Origin of the sequence: Paenibacillus assamensis DSM 18201 (genome assembly GCF_000422445.1) — a bacterium.
GTDB classification, from domain to species: domain Bacteria; phylum Bacillota; class Bacilli; order Paenibacillales; family Paenibacillaceae; genus Paenibacillus_B; species Paenibacillus_B assamensis.
The window spans coordinates 829,376-848,792 of record NZ_KE383837.1 but is presented as its reverse complement, the minus strand read 5'-3'; the positions used below and the strand labels follow the sequence as shown (position 1 = coordinate 848,792).

Sequence of the window (19,417 nt, the reverse complement as noted above, 5' to 3'; positions counted from 1 at the left end):
GTCAGCGGTAGCCGTTAGGCGTGGAGCGGACGTTATACGCGAATGAAGCGGAATTAGCTAACAGGATCATCATTCAGAACATGATCCGGCTTTCCGGAATGTGGGTGGCACCACGGGTGAATGGACACAACCAATCTCTCGTCCCTATGCGTTGTTTGATGCAGCGCGGGACGGGAGTTTTTTTATGCATATAGGAGGGTGAGCAGTATGGCATTCCAGAAGCCGACTGGTACACAGGACTTACTTCCTGGTACGGTAGAGATTTGGCAAAGTGTCGAAGAAACGGTTCGTGACTTGTGCCGTCGTTTCAATTACAAAGAGATTCGTACACCGATTTTTGAGCAAACAGAATTGTTCAAACGTGGAGTTGGTGATACGACAGACATCGTAGAAAAAGAAATGTACACATTTGTCGACAAGGGCAACCGCAGTATGACGCTCCGTCCAGAAAATACAGCAGGTGTCGTTCGTGCTTATGTAGAGAACAAATTGTACGGTGAGCCTGATTTAACGAAACTTTACTACATTGCGCCAATGTTCCGTTATGAGCGTCCGCAAGCAGGACGTTATCGTCAATTTCACCAGTTCGGTGTAGAGGCGTTCGGTGCTGTAGATCCTAGCTTGGATGCTGAAATTATTGCACTTGGCTACCAGTTTATGAAAGAAGTTGGCTTGAGCGGTGTGAAAGTAGAAATAAACTCCGTCGGTAATGCAGCAAGCCGTGCTGCTTATCGTCAAACATTACTTGATTTCTTGATGCCAATGAAAGAAACATTGTGTAAAGACTGCCAGTCCCGTATGGAGCGTAATCCGCTTCGAGTACTTGACTGTAAAGTTGACCAAGACAAGTTCACAGCTGCTCCGTCTATTCTTGACAGTTTAGATGAAGAGTGTGCGACACACTTCACGAAAGTGAAGGGGCACTTGGATGCAATGGGCGTTGAGTATGAAGTGAACCATCGTATGGTGCGTGGACTCGACTACTATACGCATACGGCATTTGAATATAAGGCACAAGGTATCGGTGCTATTGATACAGTGGGCGGCGGCGGACGCTACAACGGTCTTGTGGCTGATATTGGCGGACCTGAACAGCCTGGTATCGGCTTCGGTATCGGAATGGAGCGTATCGCATTGTTGCTGGAGAAGCAAGAAGTAGCGATTAAGCAAGCTCCTCCGCTAGATGTATACTTGGTTGCTCTAGGTGAGAAAGCAGAGCAGGAGACGACGAAGATTCTTCATCATTTGCGTGTAAATGGATTGTCTGGTGAAAAAGACTACCAAGGCCGTAAGATGAAGGCGATGATGAAGTCTGCTGACCGAATGAAAGCACGTTATGCAGCTATTTTGGGCGACGACGAGCTTGAGCGCGGTGAGATTGCTTTGAAAGATTTACAAGCTGGCGAGCAGCAGTTCGTTAAGATTGAACAGCTCGTGGAAGCGCTGAAATCAACAAAGCAATAGAAACGAGCAAGGAAGTGAAGCGCACTTTCGTACACAAAGTGCCAGAGTGCTTGAAAATAAAGGTTTTTCAACAGCTTTACATTTTATAAATTGGGGTGGCTATTATGTTAGTTAAAACGCATCAATGCGGTACGTTAACGACTGCAAACATTGGTGAAACAGTTACATTGAACGGTTGGGTACAACGTCGTCGTGACTTGGGTGGAGTGTTGTTCGTGGATTTGCGTGACCGCAGTGGTCTTGTACAAATCGTTTTCAACCCAGATTTCTCGAAGGAAGCACTTGAGATCGGTGATAAAGTTCGTAATGAGTACGTACTTGCAGTTCGCGGTGAAATCGTTCAACGTGATGCAGAAACAGTAAACGCAAACTTGCCTACAGGACAAGTTGAAGTTCGTGTTACTGAGATTGAAGTATTGAATGCAGCGAAAAATCCTCCGTTCTTCATTGAAGACGGAATTGAAATTGATGAATCTCTGCGTTTGAAATATCGTTATTTGGATCTTCGTCGTCCGGAAATGCAAAAGACGCTTATGATGCGTTCTAAAGCAGCTAAAATTTTCCGCGATTTCCTTGATGAGCAAGAGTTCATCGAAGTAGAGACGCCAATCTTGACGAAGAGCACACCAGAAGGTGCACGTGATTACTTGGTACCAAGCCGTGTGCATCCAGGTGAGTTCTATGCATTGCCGCAATCTCCACAAATTTTCAAGCAGCTTCTCATGGTATCTGGCCTTGAGCGCTACTACCAAATTGCTCGTTGCTTCCGTGACGAAGACTTGCGTGCTGACCGTCAGCCAGAATTTACACAAGTTGATATCGAGACTTCGTTCTTGACGCAAGATCAGCTTCTTGAAATGATGGAGAACCTTATGGTTCGTTTATTTAAAGAAACAGTTGGTGCAGATATTCCAACACCATTCCAACGTATTACGTATAAGGATGCGATGGACAAATACGGTTCTGACAAGCCAGACCTTCGTTTTGGCCTAGAGCTAGTTGATGTAGCAGATATCGTTGCTGAGTCTGGCGTTAAAGTATTTGCTTCTGTCATCGAAAAAGGTGGCGCGGTGAAATGTTTGAACGCGAAGGGCTGCGGCACATGGAGCCGTAAAGAGATCGATGATCTTGGACCATTTGCAGCACGCTACGGTGCGAAAGGATTGGCTTGGATTCAAGTGAAAGACGGCGAATTCAAAGGACCAATCGTGAAATTCTTCAACGAGCAGGAAATCGAAGCACTTCGCGAGCGTCTTGGCGCTGAAGAAGGCGACTTGTTGCTCTTCTCCGCAGATACGAAGAAAGTGGTAGCTGACGTACTTGGCAACTTGCGCCTGCATATCGGCCGTCGTCTTGGTCTTATCGACGACAGCAATTATAAGTTTGCTTGGGTTGTGGACTTCCCATTGCTTGGCTACGATGAAGAAGCGAAACGTTATGTAGCAGAGCATCATCCATTCACACGGCCAATCGAAGAAGACGTTCCATTCTTCGACACAGACCCAGGTCAAATTCGTGCACAAGCGTATGACCTCGTATTGAACGGATACGAAGTAGGTGGCGGTTCGATGCGTATTTACAAGCGTGAAGTACAAGAGAAGATGTTCCAAGCACTTGGATTCTCTCCGGAAGAGGCGCAAGAGCAATTCGGCTTCTTGTTGAATGCTTTCGAATACGGAACTCCACCACACGGCGGTGTTGCATTCGGCTTTGACCGTCTTGTGATGCTATTGGCTGGCGCAACAAACTTGCGTGAGACGATCGCATTCCCTAAAACGGCAAGTGCAACAGACTTGATGGTGAATGCGCCGAGCGAGGTAGATTTCGCACAGCTGCACCAGCTCAGCATCAAGACTACAGTGAAGAAGAAGGAAAAGGCAGCAGAAGAGCAAGCTGCAGCTGCTACTGAAACAGAGTAATCGTAAGAGCATTATGCTACTGCAATGAATTGCATCGGGGCGAACTAGTGAGAAGCTAGGATAACTAACACATGCTTGCGCGATGTATACAGATATATCTCAATCTCCCTCTATGCGGCCTTATGTTCTGGCTGTTTGAGGGAGATTGTTATGTGTTTAAAGCGAATGAAAACATGTGAATGATGAGTAAATAGAGGAGGTAGTTTTTTATGCTGAATGCTTTTTCACGTACGGAGTTGGCTATTGGTCCTGAAGGGATTGAAAAGATGAAGAACAGCACAGTAGCTGTTCTAGGTATCGGTGGCGTAGGTTCTATCGCTGCGGAAGCGCTAGCGCGTACAGGTGTAGGCCGCATTATTATGATCGATAAAGATGTTGTAGATATTACGAACTTGAACCGTCAAATTCATGCTTTGACGACGACAGTTGGTCAGAAAAAAGCGGAACTCATGCGAGATCGCATTAAGTTAATTAACCCGGATTGTGATGCAATAGCCTTGAATATGTTTTATACGGAAGAGACATATGAGGAATTATTTAAATACGAGTTGGATTATGTGGTTGATGCATCGGATACGATTGTATACAAAATTCACTTGATCAAAGAATGCTTGCAGCGTAAAATTCCGCTTATCTCTAGCATGGGTGCTGCGAATAAGATGGATCCGTCACGCTTCCAAGTTACGGACATTTCGAAGACGACAGTTGACCCAATTGCACGTGTTATCCGTCAAAAACTTCGTAAAGAAGGAATCAAAAAAGGGGTTAAGGTTGTCTTCTCTACGGAAGAGCCGATGAAACCTCGTGTTGATGTTACAGAGAAGATTGTTCCTGAAAATGCACCTGATCGTCGCAAAGTAAAGCAGCCGCCGGCAAGTAATGCATTTGTTCCACCTGTAGCAGGGCTAATTATGGTAAGCGAAGTTGTTAAGGATATGTTGAAGACCGTAGAGTACCCTTCATAAAGGTAAGTATGTTTTAAAGTTTGTAGACTCCCTTTCTGGTAATTGGTGTTGGCCATTGTGGCCGATGTTAATCAGAAAGGGTTTTTTATTTCAGAACGCTTGTTCTTATTGTGTGGAGTGCATGATGGTTCTATGATAAAATCAAATTAAGAAATTGAAACGGAGAAGAGGGACAACGTGGATTTATTCAGCATGCAAGAAGAACAACAACCGACTATGCGCCTGTTAGCGGATAGGATGCGGCCGCGGACGCTGGATGAATACGTAGGGCAAGAACATATCATTGGCCCTAATCGCTTGCTGCGGCGTGCGATTGAGGCGGATCGAGTGTCGTCTATCCTATTGTATGGGCCGCCTGGATGCGGTAAGACGACGCTTGCCAACATCATAGCAGAGAGAACGCAAGGTGAATTTGTGCGTTTGAATGCGGTAGATGCCTCAGTTAAAGATGTCCGCGCAGTGATTGAGAAGGCAGAGAGCAACAAAACTTTATATGGAACAAAGACGACCTTATTCTTAGATGAAGTGCACCGCTTTAATCGTTCTCAACAGGATGCATTGCTGCCTGCCGTAGAGAAGGGGACGATTATTTTTATTGGGGCGACCACAGAAAATCCGTTCCACCATGTGAACGGAGCTTTAATTAGCAGATCTACTCTGTTTCAGCTACAACCGCTTCAAGCGGAGCATTGTATCGTTGCTATGAAGCATGCGATGCAGGATCGTGAACGAGGCTTAGGCTTTATGCCCTTGGAAGTTGATCCAGAGGCGCTTCAGCATATTGCCTCCATGGCAAATGGTGATATACGCCGAGCATTGAATGCTTTGGAATTGGCAGCGATGACGACAACGCCTCAGTCAGATGGGACTGTTCGTGTTGATTTGCAAGTAGCAGAGGAGTCCGTGCGCCAACCTATCGTTCAAGCAGATGAATCAACGCAGTATGATGTGCTGTCTGCTTTTCATAAAAGTATACGTGGTTCAAGTGATGCTGCATTGTTTTGGTTCATGTACGCGGTAGACAAGCTTGGCATGGACCCAATGACATTCATAAGAAGACTAACAGTGGCATGTAGTGAGGATATTGGCTTGGCTAATCCGCAAGCGATGGTTCAGGCCGTAAGTGCGTTGGAAGCTTATCATCGTATTGGTTGGCCGGAATCTAAGTATATTATTGCCCAGGCAATATTATTTGCTGTCGAAAGTCCGAAGTCGAACTCGATACCTGTTGCCTTACAGCGAATTAGCATGGCTATGGATGAGGTGAAATCTGCAGACGTGCCTCTTCATTTGCGGGATACTCATTATAAAGGTGCGGATAAATTAGGACATAAAGGATATATGTATCCGCATGATTACCCCGGACATTATGTAGAACAGCAGTATTTGCCGGATTCTATTCGTAAACGTGTCTTTTTCAGTGCAACTGATCAAGGGACAGAAGCGAAAATGAAAATAAACCAGCAGCTGCGCAGAAATAAGTAATGGGATAATAAGTTAATCGGGATCATCAAAAGTGAGGCTTGTATCCTATAACTTGATTGATGATTTATCTAGCGCGGCTTCAAAAGATGAATCAATCTGTAGCAGTATTAAATCAAGGGGCGATGCTCGCATGATGAAGGTAGTAGGAATAGCAGTTGCTGCAGGAGGAATGATCGGCGCGTTACTACGATATGGCATAAGTTTAATTGATCCGTTTGATAGTGTGATGGGTTTTCCTTATACCACGCTGTTTATTAATATCTTCGGGGCAGCTTTGCTGGGTTGGTTTACTGCTAGGATAAGTTGCAGGCAAAGCCTATCTCCATATTGGAGGGCATTTATTGGTCCAGGATGTGCTGGAGCATTTACAACATACTCTACATTTGCGTTAGAAACGGTCCAACTCATACAGATGAATCGGATGCTTACTGCTGTTATTTATCAAGTATTGACGATTGCACTAGGAATTGGAGCTGCAGCAGCAGGATATCGTTGTGGAATGCAGAATAGATCATGGGAGGAATCAACATGAGTTGGCTGTGGATTGCTATTGGCGGTGCAGCGGGTGCATGGTCACGCTATACACTGGGTGCTTGGCTCGGACAGCGCTGCTCTCAAGCGGTACCTTGGCCTACATGGTTTATTAATGTATCAGGATCCTATTTATTGGGTTTCATTATTGGCTGCGCATCAATACTGCCTGAGTTTCTTGTCCATCTATTGGCGATAGGGTTTTGTGGTGCATTCACCACTTTTTCTACTTTCGGAGTAGAAGCGCTTAAATTATGGGAAAGTCGAAATACCTTTTATTTCGGGGTTTATATACTTAGTACGGCAATAGCAACAACCGTCGTGGCTGCATTGGGGCTTGCTGCTGGGAAAGCCTTATTGTAATTGTACTGCATTACTGTATTTATGAACTTGAAAGACGCAGCTGAAACTTTTTCTACTATGTTTGAATAAATGAACAAATGAGTGTTTAACTTATATTTATACATGTATAAATTTTCGTTGTCCAAGTATGCGGATATGTTCAGACAACATCGGACACCCTATAAATAACTTGCTGTATCTATAAATCTTTGTCGTAGTTTGCGGTCAAGGATTATTTGATGCACAATACATATATGCTCAGAATAGGAGTCGTGAACGATGGAACTATTGCAGGAAAAGGCCTGGGGGCCTGAAGTGTTGGAACGTGTGTCACAAACGTTTAAGGCGTTGGGTGACCCAACTAGAATTCGTATTCTTACGTTGCTTGCTAACGAAGAATGTGCGGTCAATCAAATTGCAGATGCTCTGCAATTATCTCAATCAGCGGTGTCTCACCAACTTAAAACACTGCGTGCCTACCGTTTCGTAAGATATCGGAGAGAAGGACAAAACATGCTTTACTCATGTGATGATGAGCATATTATCGGGCTATTGCAGGAGGCAATTCGTTACGCTTCAGAGGAGTAGTAAGATCCTAAGTACGAGTTATCGCATTTTATTGGGATAGGACGCGGCTTACAGTGAATATAAATGTGTTAATTCACTTGTAGGAGGTGCTGCTAACCTATTCTTTAAGTTATAAAGCTTGTGTTCGATTTGACGCTTGTGCCAGATGATTTATAATGTTAGGTACAAAGCAGTGTTCATTTCATTTAAGAGGAGGTGCACCTGTCCACGTCATGGGAGGTGGATAGGAAAGTCTATTGAGTAGTGACCCGTTACCCATAATATGGGGATTGTTGTTAGTCATGTTGCTAGTATTGTTGAACGGCTTCTTCGTTGCTGCGGAATTTGCAATGGTCAAAGTACGGGGAAGTCGGATCGATGCGCTCGCGCAGGAAGGTAATGCAAGGGCCAAGTTTGCCCGGCATTTGACTGACAACCTGAATGCGTATTTGTCGGCTTGTCAGTTAGGCATTACGATTGCTTCGCTTGGTCTAGGTTGGATTGGGGAGCATACGGTGGCAAGATTGCTGTATGAACCGCTAAGTTCAATCGGAGCAACTCCATTTGTCATACACACGATTGCAACGGCAATTGCCTTTATGCTTATTACGATTGTTCACATTGTATTGGGTGAGTTGGCGCCGAAGTCTCTCGCTGTTCGCAATGCGGAAAAAGTGACTTTATGGGCTGCAATGCCGCTAACAGTATTTTACAAGTTGATGTATCCCTTCATATGGATGTTACATGGAATTTCGAGCCGTCTGCTTCGCCTTGTTGGAGTAGAGCATGTAACCGAGCATAATTCTGCCCATACGGAGGAGGAAATACGCATTTTAGTCAAAGAGAGCCATAGAAGCGGTCTTATTGATAATACTGAGCTTGCTTTAATGGACAATATCTTTGAATTCTCCGAGACGCACGCACGGGAAATTATGATTCCGAGAACGGATATGGTCTGTTTGTATACGGCAGATTCGTTCGAGCAGAACAAAGACACAGCCTTCGAAGAAATGCATACCCGTTATCCGGTATGTGATCCAGATAAGGATAACATTATTGGCTTTGTTCATCTGAAGGACTTAGTCAAAGTTTCGGATGAAGTTGATGACATCCGTCAAGTGATTCGCCCGATATTAAGTGTTCCTGAGTCGATGTCAATTAGTGCGCTTATGAAGATGATGCAGAAGAACCGCATGCAAATTGCTGTCTTAATTGATGAGTATGGCGGTACAGCGGGACTAGTTACGCTTGAAGACATTATGGAGGAGATTGTAGGCGAAATTCAAGATGAGTTCGACGAAGAATTGCCTCAAATTGTGAAGCGTGATGAGCATGTATTTTCGGTTGACGGCATGATGTTGATTGAAGCTGTGAAAGCTTATTTCAATGTCGACATTGTCTCAGATGATTTCGATACAATCGGAGGCTGGGCTTATGCCCAAGTAGATGCCCCGAAAAAAGGTCAAATTATTATGTCAGACGGGGGATGGGAGTTTGTTATTGAGGAAACGTACCATCTCCGTATTACAAGGCTTCTCATAAGGAGGGTGATGGCACCCGAACAATCCTTGGAGTCGGTTTCAACTGCTTGATGATAGGTTTGTCTGATGAAATGATAATTGTTGATAATTGTCTACTAATAAGATGATGAATACTGAACTTATAAAAAATCATTACGATGCGTTTCTACAAAAGAAAAGCCGCTTGCTCCTCTGCACTGGGTTTTACCACTGTGCAGAAGAGATGCGGCTTTTTTATTTTGTTTCTAGTTATGCTGCTGTACAAGGCATGAACGATATAACTATCGCTACAAACTATTATGCTTGAGTTGCTTCCAGCTTATGAATACGGTCGATTGTACCACCGCCTAGGCAAGTCTCGCCGTCATAGAAGACAACGGCTTGGCCAGGTGTAATAGCACGCTGGTGTGCGGCAAACTCAACAAGAACATCACCGTCTGCTTGCTTTGTCAAAGTAACCTCTTGATCAGGCTGACGGTAGCGGAATTTAGCTGTACATCGTATAGGTTGTTCAGGCATGTCGCCAGCAATCCAATTCACGCCAGCAGCAACTAATCCTGTAGAGTACAAGCTAGGGTGGTTGTCCCCTTGAATGACATAAAGAATATTGTTTTCAAGATCCTTATCTGCTACGAACCAAGGCTCTCCATTTCCAGAACCTCCGATACCTAGCCCTTGACGTTGGCCGAATGTGTAGTACATTAGACCGTCATGGCGACCTTTCACTTCACCGCTGCGAATATCGACCATGTTTCCAGGTTGTGCTGGCAAGAACTGGCTAAGGAATTGCTTGAAGTTGCGTTCGCCGATGAAACATACGCCAGTACTATCTTTTTTCTTGGCAGTAGCAAGTCCGAATTCTTCAGCAATGCGACGAACTTCAGGCTTAGGCAGATGCCCGATAGGGAACATAGCACGTGCCAATTGCGATTGGTTCAATGCATTTAAGAAATACGTTTGATCTTTGTTGTTGTCTACGCCGCGCAGTAGTTTGAACTGTCCGTCTTCTTGAACGACACGTGCATAGTGACCTGTCGCAACATAATCAGCACCAAGATCAAGCGCTTTTTGGAGAAACTCTCCGAATTTAATTTCACGGTTGCACATGACATCTGGATTTGGGGTGCGACCGCGGCGGTACTCATCTAAGAAATAGGAGAATACTTTATCGTAGTATTCTTTCTCAAAGTTCACCGTGTAGTAGGGAATACCAATATGGTCACAGACACGACGAACATCTTCTGCATCATCTTCTGCTGTACAATTTCCGAACTCGTCTGTGTCGTCCCAGTTTTTCATAAATATACCGATGACATCATAACCTTGCTGTTTCAAGAGCAAGGCGGTCACCGATGAATCAACGCCGCCGGACATACCGACAACGACACGTGTAGAAGCATTCGCTGTATTCATCGAACAATCACCGTCTTTGCTTTCAATTTGTAAGTAATAAATATATACACGTATTGTAACACATTGTCCTTTTATCGCGAAATGGTGCTGATTTGCGGCATTTCTAAAAAAATAGTCGTTTCATACACATTTTCTGTATATGTAAAATTTTTTCATAAACACTTGTATATATTTGACCACAGCACACCCAGTTGTGTTACCATATACAGTGTGACGTTATAGGAATACAATGATTTAATCGTCATGAAATGGTCAATGAATAAAAAGTATATGAATAGTTACAAATCCAGTGATGGGGTGCTACGATGAAAATTTCTACCAAGGGCCGCTATGGCTTAACAATTATGATGGAATTGGCAAAAAGCTATGGCGAAGGGCCAACATCCTTAAAAAGTATAGCTGACAAAAATCAACTATCTGAGCATTATTTAGAGCAATTAATTGCTCCACTGCGCAACGCAGGCTTGGTCAAAAGTATTCGTGGTGCGTATGGAGGATATATACTTGCACGGGAGCCAGAGACATTGAGTGCAGGCGAAATCATTCGTGTGTTGGAAGGTCCGATTTCACCAGTGGACTTTACGGAAGAGGATGATCCAGCGAAACGTGATTTGTGGGTGCGTATTCGTGATAGCATTGCACAAGTGTTGGATACGACGATGCTGGCTGACTTGATTAACTTTAAAGATGAAGGCAGTCAAGACAGTTATATGTTCTATATTTAACGGACATATGGAGTGAATAAAGAGATGGAGCGAATCTATTTAGATCATGCGGCTACGACGCCGCTGCATCCTGATGCCAATGATGTGATGATGCGCATGGCGCATAATTATGGAAACCCTTCCAGCATACATGCGTCGGGAAGAGAAGCAAGAGCAGTTATTAATCAAGCTCGGGATCGATTTGCGGCTATGCTTGGCTGCTCGGCTCAAGAGCTTATTTTTACGAGTGGCGGCAGCGAGAGTAACAATACAGCTATTTTTGGTGCTGCTTGGGCAGCATGGTTCAAAGCAAAACGCGAAGGCAGCTCTGTTATGCCGCACATTATTACGACAACGATTGAGCATCATGCTGTACTGCATCCGATTGAACAGTTAGAACGTATAGGCTTTTCTGTTACTCGAGTGGAGCCTGATCATGAAGGCCGTATTCATATAGATGCGGTTGCGGCCGCAATTGAACCGCATACTTGCTTAATAAGCGTCATGCTGGGAAATAACGAAGTAGGCACGCTTCAGCCTATCGCAGCCATTGGCCGGCTTGCACGTGAGCGTGGCATTGTGATGCATACAGATGCGGTCCAGGCACTGGGAGCGATGGAACTTAACTTGCATGAGATGCCAATAGACTTTGCGAGTTTTTCTGCACATAAGGTGAATGGTCCGAAAGGGATTGGGTTGTTGTATGCTCGTCAAGGCGTCCAGTGGGAACCGCTAATTCATGGGGGAAGCCAAGAGCGTAAGCGTCGTGCAGGAACCGAAAATATAGCTGCCATAGCAGGTTTTGCTGAAGCTGTTCAGTGTTCATACAGTCAGTTGTCGAATAAGCGTGAAGAGCTTAGTGCAATCAGGGAGATGTTCTGGGAGGAGCTTAGGGAGTGCTTCCAAGATCGAATCGTGCTAAATGGTCATCCTACAGAACGATTACCTCATGTTCTAAATGTAAGTTTTTTAGATATTCCGACGGAAACGATGTTAATGAACTTGGATATGGCAGGCGTAATGGCTGCCAGCGGTTCAGCTTGTACGTCTGGCTCCTTGGAAGTATCCCATGTGCTGAAGGCCATGAAGCTTGAGCCTGAGCGAATGAAGACGGCTGTGCGATTTAGCTTTGGATTGGGCAATACTAAAGAGCAAGCGCACGAAGCCATTGAGCGAATAAAGGGAATTGCGGAACGTCTGCGCAGCAGAACGAACCGATAGGCTGTTCCTCAAGCGGATGCGTGCTGCAAGTTCACTTGCGAGTTGTCAAGCTCGGCGTCTCGCTGGAGGAGGAGCATTGTGAAGTTGCTGGAGCTCATTGGCTTGCCGATCTATGATATTACGACAGGACAAAGAGTATCTAAGGTCAAAGATATATGGATATCGGCACAATGGATGCTGACTCATCTGGAGTTGGAAGAGGGCGGCATGTTTCATCGTCAAGCTGCAGTTATTCAATGGGAGCAACTGGCGGCTTGTGGTGAAGATGCCGTATTTATTCCGAGTGCATCTGTCATTGAACGAGGAGAAGAGATCGTAGAGCAGCAAGAGTGGTCATTTTTATACGGTTCGAAGCGATTGAAAGACATTCCATTGCTAACGCTAGAGGGAACGCAGTTAGGCTGGGTTGCTGATGTTTATTTTCAGCCAGATATGGGCAATACGATAGTAGGACTGGAAATTACAGACGGATTAATATCCGACCTTCTGGAAGGAAGGCAGCGCATTGATGGAACAAGCCGGATGCAGATAGGAGAACATGCGATTCTGCTTCATGACCTCAAGCCAGAGCACCAATAGATTGGCTGCAATCCCTAATGCGCAATATTATAGGGACGGAATGGTGAACATATGCTGCAATGCCCGAACTGCAACTCGAAAGACATCGGCAAAATAGGTGCTCACCAATTTTACTGCTGGGGATGCTTTATTGAACTAACAGTGAATGGTGAGAAAATGTCGGTTTATCAAGTAGAGGAAGATGGAACACTCAGCTCGCTAGATGATCTATTTTTCGGTGATGAATGGACAGATACTGCGTATACAGGGGCACCAGCCTCTACATAAGTTAACAAACAGGCCTGATTGCTATTATGCGATCAGGTTTTTTGTTGTTTAATTTTGTGATTTTAAGTGTGACATAATACATATTGTGATTTATTTTATGTATGCATACTATATATAGTGTTTAAAAGAAGGGGCGGGAAATAGATGACCACTTTACTTACATCTAAAAAAGATTCGATGTCAGCGGGAGATACAGGCCAATCTAGGTCGACTCATCGCTTTCCATCTATTCATAAACATACAAACCAGCAACAGCTGGACCAGGAAAAATTAATGAAGTCCTTAGATGACATCGTTGATGGTTCGGATCAAGATTTGATGCAGGAAAATGCGAACGTGGACGGTCGCTCACCTATGGGCATTATGGGGAAAATGGCTAGTGAAAGCGCGCGCTGGTATGCCATGCATCATTTGCTCACGGCAGAGGCTAGAGAGGCAATGGAAAGCAATCTGTTGTATCCGCATGATCTAGACTATTATGCAACAGGAACGACAACTTGCTGTCAAATTCCACTTGGACAAATGCTGCGCGGTGGATTCAATACAGGTCATGGACATATGCGAGAGCCTAAAGACATAAAGAGTGCGATGGCCTTGGCATCGATCATTTTGCAGGCGAATCAAAATCAGCAGCATGGCGGACAAGCGTATCCGATGTTTGATTATGATTTGGCTCCCTATGTAGAAAAAACCTATATACGTCATTGCGGCGTGTTGGAACAACTGCCACTTTCTGAGCCTAATCAAGTTGAATCCCTTGCGTGGCAGTGGACAGAGCGCGATGTCTATCAAGCTTGTGAAGCTTTCATTCACAACTCGAACTCCATGCACTCGCGCGGTGGTGGACAAGTTCCTTTTATTTCGATTAATTATGGGACGGACATATCTCGCTTTGGCAGATTATTAGTGAAGCAGCTGTTGCTGGCTACCCAAGCTGGTCTTGGTAACGGGGAGACACCTATTTTTCCGATACAAATATTTAAGCTTAAGTCTGGGGTCAATTTTAACGAAGGTGACCCGAATCGTGATTTGTATGAGCTAGCGTTAGAGACAACGGCCAAGCGCCTTTTTCCGAACTTCGCGTTTTTAGATTCACCTTTTAACGCGCAATATGATGATGGAACACCTGAGTCTGAAGCCTGCTATATGGGATGTCGTACTAGAGTGATGGGAAATGTGAACGGGAAAGAAACGGCTTTGGGGCGAGGCAATTTATCCTTTACTTCGTTGAATCTAGTTAGGCTTAGTTTGCTGGCAGACGACGTGGAACATTTTTTCTTGATGCTAGATTCGCTAATGGACGTTGCAGAGCGTCAACTGCTTGAACGTTTGCAATTCCAAAGTAAGAAGCGAGCTAAAGATTTTAGCTTCCTCATGCGTCAGGGAGTTTGGCGTGGAAGTGAGCAGTTGGCGCCAGATGAAGCGTTAGCAGATGTGTTGAAACAAGGATCGCTTGGCGTTGGCTTTATTGGTCTTGCTGAGGCATTAACTCAGCTAGTAGGCAGCCACCACGGCCAATCTGAATCGTCTCATGAGCTGGGGCTGCGTATTATTCGTCATATGCGTAAACGAATGGACGAGACGGCGGAGCGGACAGGGTTGAATTTTTCTCTTATTGCTACTCCCGCTGAGGGGCTCTCAGGCAAGTTCGTAAAAAAAGACCGCATTGATTTTGGGAATATAGCTGGAGTGACGGATAGACAGTACTACACCAATTCGTATCATGTACCCGTGTACTACAGCTTAAAAGCATTTGATAAAATTCGCATCGAAGGACCCTTCCATGAACTATGCAATGGTGGACATATTACCTATGTCGAGCTGGATGGCGCGGTAGTTGGTAATATAAAAGCGCTGGATCGACTTGTGCGCGCGATGGCAGAGCATCAAATCGGCTATGGTTCCATTAATCATCCTGTTGATCGCTGCCGCACTTGTGGATATCAAGCGATCATTCATAGTAATTGTCCAGCTTGTGAAGCTCCTGAGATGAATATTGAACGCATACGGCGAATTACAGGCTATTTGGTAGGGGATATGAGCAAATGGAATCGGGCGAAGCAAGCAGAGGAGCAGGAGCGGGTGAAGCATAGATGAGCTTGCGTGTGTTGTCTTTTGTGCATGATAGTGTTGTAGACGGTGAAGGGTTACGCTCGGTTATTTTTTTGAGCGGATGTCCCCATCGGTGTGAAGGCTGTCATAATCCGCAGTCATGGAATATGAGAGCTGGTGAAGTGCTTAGTGTAGAGGAAGCGGCTGCTGAGCTATTGTCCAATCCGCTTACGGATGTTACCTTATCTGGCGGAGAACCGTTTATGCAAGCACGTGAAGTGAAAAGGTTAGCGTGCATTCTCCGTGAGGCAGGACGTCACATTTGGGCTTATACGGGATATACGCTGGAATATATTCAGCAAAATGGAACTGTAGATATGAATGAGCTGCTTACCTATATAGATGTGCTAGTAGACGGTCCGTTCTTGCAAGAGCGAAGACGACCGGAATTGCGTTATCGTGGGAGTGACAATCAGCGAATTTGGAAGTTATCCCATGGAAATCCTGACGGTTTATTTTTGATGTAGATGACATATACTCTACTGTGAATGCATGTCCAGATGGAGTGTGAGAAGCAGTGGAGCGTTTGTTAAAAAATAAATTGTTCGTATACGGCATTTATATGCTTCTCGGGTTGCTTATTTTATATATGCTGTATTTATTGCGTCCCGTTATTGGACATTTGTATACGTTTTTTAAAGCAATATTCGCGCCTTTCTTCTTGGCTATGATTATTGCTTATGTACTTAATCCAATTGTATCGTTGTTAAATGATCGCAAAGTACCCCGTACGATTGCGGTGCTGCTCATCTATGCTGTATTTGTTTTCTCAGTCACCATCATTCTTATGAACGCCATTCCTATGCTGTTGACTCAGCTTGAAGAATTGAATCAACAGATGCCGCAATTGAATGCGAAGGCGGAGCGATTTATGAATGGACTTAGTCAGTCATCGTTAATGCCGCCAACGCTTCGGACGGGTATGAATGAATGGATGTTTATGCTGGAACAACGGATGAGCAAAGGAATTACTCATTTTATAGACAATATTGGTGCGACAATTAATATGCTGTTTGTTGCACTAATCGTTCCGTTTCTTATTTTTTACATTTTAAAAGACTTCGATGTGTTTGAAAGAACGGTAGTTGCCTATGTGCCTAGAAGCCACCGCAAGCATTTTGTCATGATGTTCAAAGACATTGATGCTGCGCTCGGCAGTTATATTCGTGGACAGTTTCTCGTTTGTGTCATTATTGGGGTGCTGGCTTATATCGGTTATTGGTTGATTGGTATGCCTTATGCATTGCTGTTGGCTTTGATGGTGGCGATATTTAATATTATTCCGTATTTAGGCCCTTATTTTGGGGCGGCTCCTGCTTTGATTGTTGCCTCAACTATTTCATTCAAGATGATGCTGATGGTTATTCTGGTAAATACGGCTTGTCAAATATTAGAGGGGAATGTGATATCCCCACAAGTGGTAGGCAGAACGCTTCATATGCATCCGTTGTCGATCATTTTCGCTTTGCTTGTAGGCGGTGAAATAGCTGGGGTGGTCGGTTTAATATTGGCAGTACCTTTCTTCGCGGCGCTGAAGGTAGTGCTCCAACATGTATTTACGTACTTCGTAAGGCGTAGAACGTTGTAGTGAATAACTTAGCTGCACGGCTTAAAGGTGTCAAATATTTAGAGGAGAAAGCTGTTCATGTAGTCGAACAGCTTTTTTTGCTGCAATTGTGATGTTTTCTATTTACAATCGAGAAGAACAAGGGGAGAGAAATGGTTGGAGTGCGATGTGACAAATTGTCACCAATTATTTGCTGGAAAAGCACAACAAAATGCAATTTAGTTCGTCTATATAAGTTACAAGAAATATTTGTAAATGTGCGAGGAGTGAAATAAGTAGTGAAATTATTAAGATCATGCTTCGTATTTGCCGTATCTGCTTGGGTGGTATTGCACCCGCTGGCAGCTTCTGCTGCACCAGAAGACTCGACTATCGCGAATGCAGAACCGTTGTCGCCGAATAATTCCTCTACGAATACTTCCCCAGAAATGGCATCAGTAGGACCAGCGGCAAATAGTTGGAAAGCGGTACGATTAGTTAATATGGCTCCAGCGAGAGCCGCACAACAAGTGAGCACGCGGCCAGTGCTTCAGCTTACTTTCGATCAGGCGGTTGTAAAGGGAAATGGCGAGCTAGCGATTCGAACTTTGATGGGAGACGATGTGGAACGAATTCCGGTCAGTGATGCTCGCGTTAAAATAACGAACAACAATCGATCTATCGAATGGCATGTGGGAACAACATTAAATCCAGATACAGAATATACGGTATGGATCGATTATGGTACATTCCGCAGCAACGTTGGTGACTTTGTAGGGATTTATGATCGAGATTGGGTGTTTAGGACACAAGCTGGCAATGATACTTCTCCACCTGTACTTAGCCAAGCTGCGATGAGAGACAATGTCGTAACGCTTGTTTTTTCAGAAAGACTTAAGCCTGTAACTCTGACTGCCTTACAGCAATTCCATGTATATCGTAATAATCAGCCTCTAGGTTTAAGCAGCCTCACTTCCAATGCTAACATCGTGACTATCCAACTTAAGCAGCAAGCACAACATAATGATACCATTACGTTAAGTTACAATCCCGGCCAAGCGCCATTAGAAGATATAGTAGGCAATCGTCTCGCGGCATTAGTAAAAGTTCCTGTTATTTATGGTGCGCATTCACCTGGCCAACCGGGCAAGCCTGATGCCCCTGCCCCAGGCAAACCAGGAGTACCGGGCACACCAGAGCAGCCTGGCAAGCCAGGGAATCCAGGTCAACCCGGTAATCCCGGTGTACCAGGCAAACCACCGGGTAATCCAGGAAATCCCGGCAGCCCAGGAGGACCAGGGGGGCCAGGGGGGCCAGGGGGGCCAGGTGGAGTGCCGGGTACACCAAGTAACCCAAGTAATCCGGGTACACCAGGTCAGCCAAACACGCCAGGGGCGGGTAATCGTCCAGCGCATCTTACGGATGCCCCATATGAGTGGTTGCTTGAACATGGTATCTATACGCTGAATCAGAATTCAGCTGTCAAACAATCAGCGCAATCCCCGTCTCACATCAGTGCAGTGCCAAGCAACCGTTATGTACTCCATAAGGATCATTTCGCTTCTGCACTTGAGTATGCAGCCAAGAGCAGCGCTGCTAAACATGTTATCTATGAAGTTCCAGTCACAGAGAACAGTGGAATCATCGTTATTCCGCTGCAAGTTCTAGAGACAGCAGCGAAGCAGGCTAGTGGAGCTAAGTTTTCACTTAAATTCAAGGATGCGGTTTATTCGATTCCGCTAAATAACCTGAATTACACAGGCATCCGTACCGAGTGGGCAAATGATTCTTCGATATGGGTAGCTATTCATGTGGAGGAAGAACCAGCTTTAACTAAGCTGACTCAGAAGCTTAGTCAGCTCAGTGCACGCCAGCTTATCAGTCCTCATAAGTTTACCTTGTATTCCTTTGTAGATGGCAAGGCACCACGTACGATCACAGCGGATGTCCAGCATGCTTACCGCTTAACGTCAGTTTATCATCCAAGGCATTTATCTGCGATTCAATACGATTCTAACGTTGATCGGATCTTATACACGGCAAATACAATCAAAGTAGAGCGTGGAATTACGTTGGTGAAGTTTACTGGCAAGTCCAATATTAGCGTCGCACTAGCAGAGCGCAACAAGTCCTTCCATGATACGAGCTCGCATTGGGCGCGTGCGTCCATTGAGACGCTTGCCTCGAAGTTTATTATTGAAGGAACATCCAATGACCGCTTCTCGCCAGAACAAAAGCTGACACGGGCGCAATTCGCTGTACTGCTCGCTCGAGCATTTGGCTTGAAGCCGGATCAGACTGGTGCAGCGCAATTCCATGATATTCGTGATTCACATCCAATGGCAGGTATGATTGGGGCAGCTTCTAAAGCAGGCATTATTAGCGGATACAGTAATGGTACGTTCCGTCCAAATCAGACGGTTACTCGTGAACAAATGGCGATGATGCTCGTTCGTGTCATGAATGCTGCTGGTCAACCGTTACCGGAAGGCGGTTCTGCTGCTGAGAAGTTCTCGGATCGGAGTAAAATAAGCTCCTACGCCAAGCGGGATGTAGCCAAAGCAGTAGAAGCGGGACTCATTTCAGGTCTTACTGCTAAAACGTTTGCTCCTCAAGGCGATGCTACTCGTGCGCAAGGTGCGGTTATGCTGCAACGTGTGCTTCAAGAGGTCGGTTATTTAACGAGTTCTTCTCAGGGTGGAAGTCGCTAATAACGGGGTTTGACAACGTTCCGTTAGCTAATTATACTAAATAATTAACGATACTTTTATTGGTCAAAATA

17 protein-coding genes are annotated in these 19,417 nt (G+C 44.9%); 16 read left to right on the top strand and 1 reads right to left on the bottom strand.

Annotated elements, in window-relative coordinates; genetic code table 11:
- Window positions 1-207 precede the first annotated feature (207 nt).
- From hisS to H580_RS0118140, 8 genes are all read left to right on the top strand, one after another.
- A complete protein-coding gene (hisS, locus tag H580_RS0118175; protein WP_028596057.1) occupies window positions 208-1,464 on the top strand; it encodes a histidine--tRNA ligase in 1,257 nt (418 codons plus the stop codon).
- A 104-nt stretch (window positions 1,465-1,568) separates the two neighbouring features.
- A complete protein-coding gene (gene aspS, locus H580_RS0118170; protein WP_028596056.1) occupies window positions 1,569-3,383 on the top strand; it encodes an aspartate--tRNA ligase in 1,815 nt (604 codons plus the stop codon).
- 209 nt (window positions 3,384-3,592) lie between these two features.
- Window positions 3,593-4,348, top strand: coding sequence for a tRNA threonylcarbamoyladenosine dehydratase (locus H580_RS0118165; protein WP_028596055.1), 756 nt, complete (start codon window positions 3,593-3,595; stop codon window positions 4,346-4,348).
- A gap of 177 nt (window positions 4,349-4,525) precedes the next feature.
- Window positions 4,526-5,833 carry an AAA family ATPase gene (locus H580_RS0118160; protein ID WP_028596054.1) on the top strand — a complete coding sequence of 436 codons (1,308 nt, stop codon included), beginning with the start codon at window positions 4,526-4,528 and terminating at the stop codon, window positions 5,831-5,833.
- A gap of 130 nt (window positions 5,834-5,963) precedes the next feature.
- Complete coding sequence (crcB, locus tag H580_RS0118155) at window positions 5,964-6,365, top strand: fluoride efflux transporter CrcB (protein ID WP_028596053.1); 402 nt, start codon at window positions 5,964-5,966, stop codon at window positions 6,363-6,365.
- Complete coding sequence (locus H580_RS0118150; RefSeq protein ID WP_028596052.1) at window positions 6,362-6,727, top strand: fluoride efflux transporter FluC; 366 nt, start codon at window positions 6,362-6,364, stop codon at window positions 6,725-6,727. Before crcB ends, H580_RS0118150 begins: the two co-directional genes overlap by 4 nt.
- Window positions 6,728-6,985: 258 nt before the next feature.
- The gene (locus H580_RS0118145) at window positions 6,986-7,294 is read left to right on the top strand and encodes an ArsR/SmtB family transcription factor (RefSeq protein ID WP_028596051.1); all 309 of its coding nucleotides are present in this window, start codon (window positions 6,986-6,988) and stop codon (window positions 7,292-7,294) included.
- A 281-nt stretch (window positions 7,295-7,575) separates the two neighbouring features.
- Window positions 7,576-8,865 carry a hemolysin family protein gene (locus H580_RS0118140; protein WP_051217532.1) on the top strand — a complete coding sequence of 430 codons (1,290 nt, stop codon included), beginning with the start codon at window positions 7,576-7,578 and terminating at the stop codon, window positions 8,863-8,865.
- Window positions 8,866-9,090: 225 nt separating this feature from the next.
- Here the strand turns inward: H580_RS0118140 and mnmA are convergent, their stop codons facing one another.
- Window positions 9,091-10,206: a tRNA 2-thiouridine(34) synthase MnmA gene (mnmA, locus tag H580_RS0118135; protein ID WP_028596049.1), complete on the bottom strand. Its 1,116-nt coding sequence runs from the start codon at window positions 10,204-10,206 to the stop codon at window positions 9,091-9,093.
- A gap of 305 nt (window positions 10,207-10,511) precedes the next feature.
- On the opposite strand from mnmA, the gene cymR reads away from it, so the two are divergent.
- The 8 genes from cymR to H580_RS0118095 all read left to right on the top strand — a co-directional run bounded on the left by cymR (window position 10,512) and on the right by H580_RS0118095 (window position 19,346).
- A complete protein-coding gene (gene cymR / locus H580_RS0118130; protein WP_028596048.1) occupies window positions 10,512-10,931 on the top strand; it encodes a cysteine metabolism transcriptional regulator CymR in 420 nt (139 codons plus the stop codon).
- A gap of 24 nt (window positions 10,932-10,955) precedes the next feature.
- Window positions 10,956-12,131, top strand: a complete 1,176-nt coding sequence (locus H580_RS0118125; RefSeq protein ID WP_028596047.1) for a cysteine desulfurase family protein — start codon at window positions 10,956-10,958, stop codon at window positions 12,129-12,131.
- 78 nt (window positions 12,132-12,209) lie between these two features.
- Window positions 12,210-12,710, top strand: a complete 501-nt coding sequence (locus tag H580_RS0118120; RefSeq protein WP_028596046.1) for a PRC-barrel domain-containing protein — start codon at window positions 12,210-12,212, stop codon at window positions 12,708-12,710.
- Between the two features lie 51 nt (window positions 12,711-12,761).
- The gene (locus H580_RS0118115) at window positions 12,762-12,977 is read left to right on the top strand and encodes a hypothetical protein (protein ID WP_028596045.1); all 216 of its coding nucleotides are present in this window, start codon (window positions 12,762-12,764) and stop codon (window positions 12,975-12,977) included.
- A 273-nt stretch (window positions 12,978-13,250) separates the two neighbouring features.
- Window positions 13,251-15,074, top strand: a complete 1,824-nt coding sequence (locus tag H580_RS0118110; protein ID WP_036605510.1) for an anaerobic ribonucleoside triphosphate reductase — start codon at window positions 13,251-13,253, stop codon at window positions 15,072-15,074.
- A gap of 2 nt (window positions 15,075-15,076) precedes the next feature.
- A complete protein-coding gene (gene nrdG / locus H580_RS24700; protein WP_036605509.1) occupies window positions 15,077-15,556 on the top strand; it encodes an anaerobic ribonucleoside-triphosphate reductase activating protein in 480 nt (159 codons plus the stop codon).
- A gap of 50 nt (window positions 15,557-15,606) precedes the next feature.
- Complete coding sequence (locus H580_RS0118100) at window positions 15,607-16,677, top strand: AI-2E family transporter (RefSeq protein ID WP_028596043.1); 1,071 nt, start codon at window positions 15,607-15,609, stop codon at window positions 16,675-16,677.
- A 257-nt stretch (window positions 16,678-16,934) separates the two neighbouring features.
- A complete protein-coding gene (locus H580_RS0118095; RefSeq protein WP_028596042.1) occupies window positions 16,935-19,346 on the top strand; it encodes an S-layer homology domain-containing protein in 2,412 nt (803 codons plus the stop codon).
- Window positions 19,347-19,417: the final 71 nt, after the last annotated feature.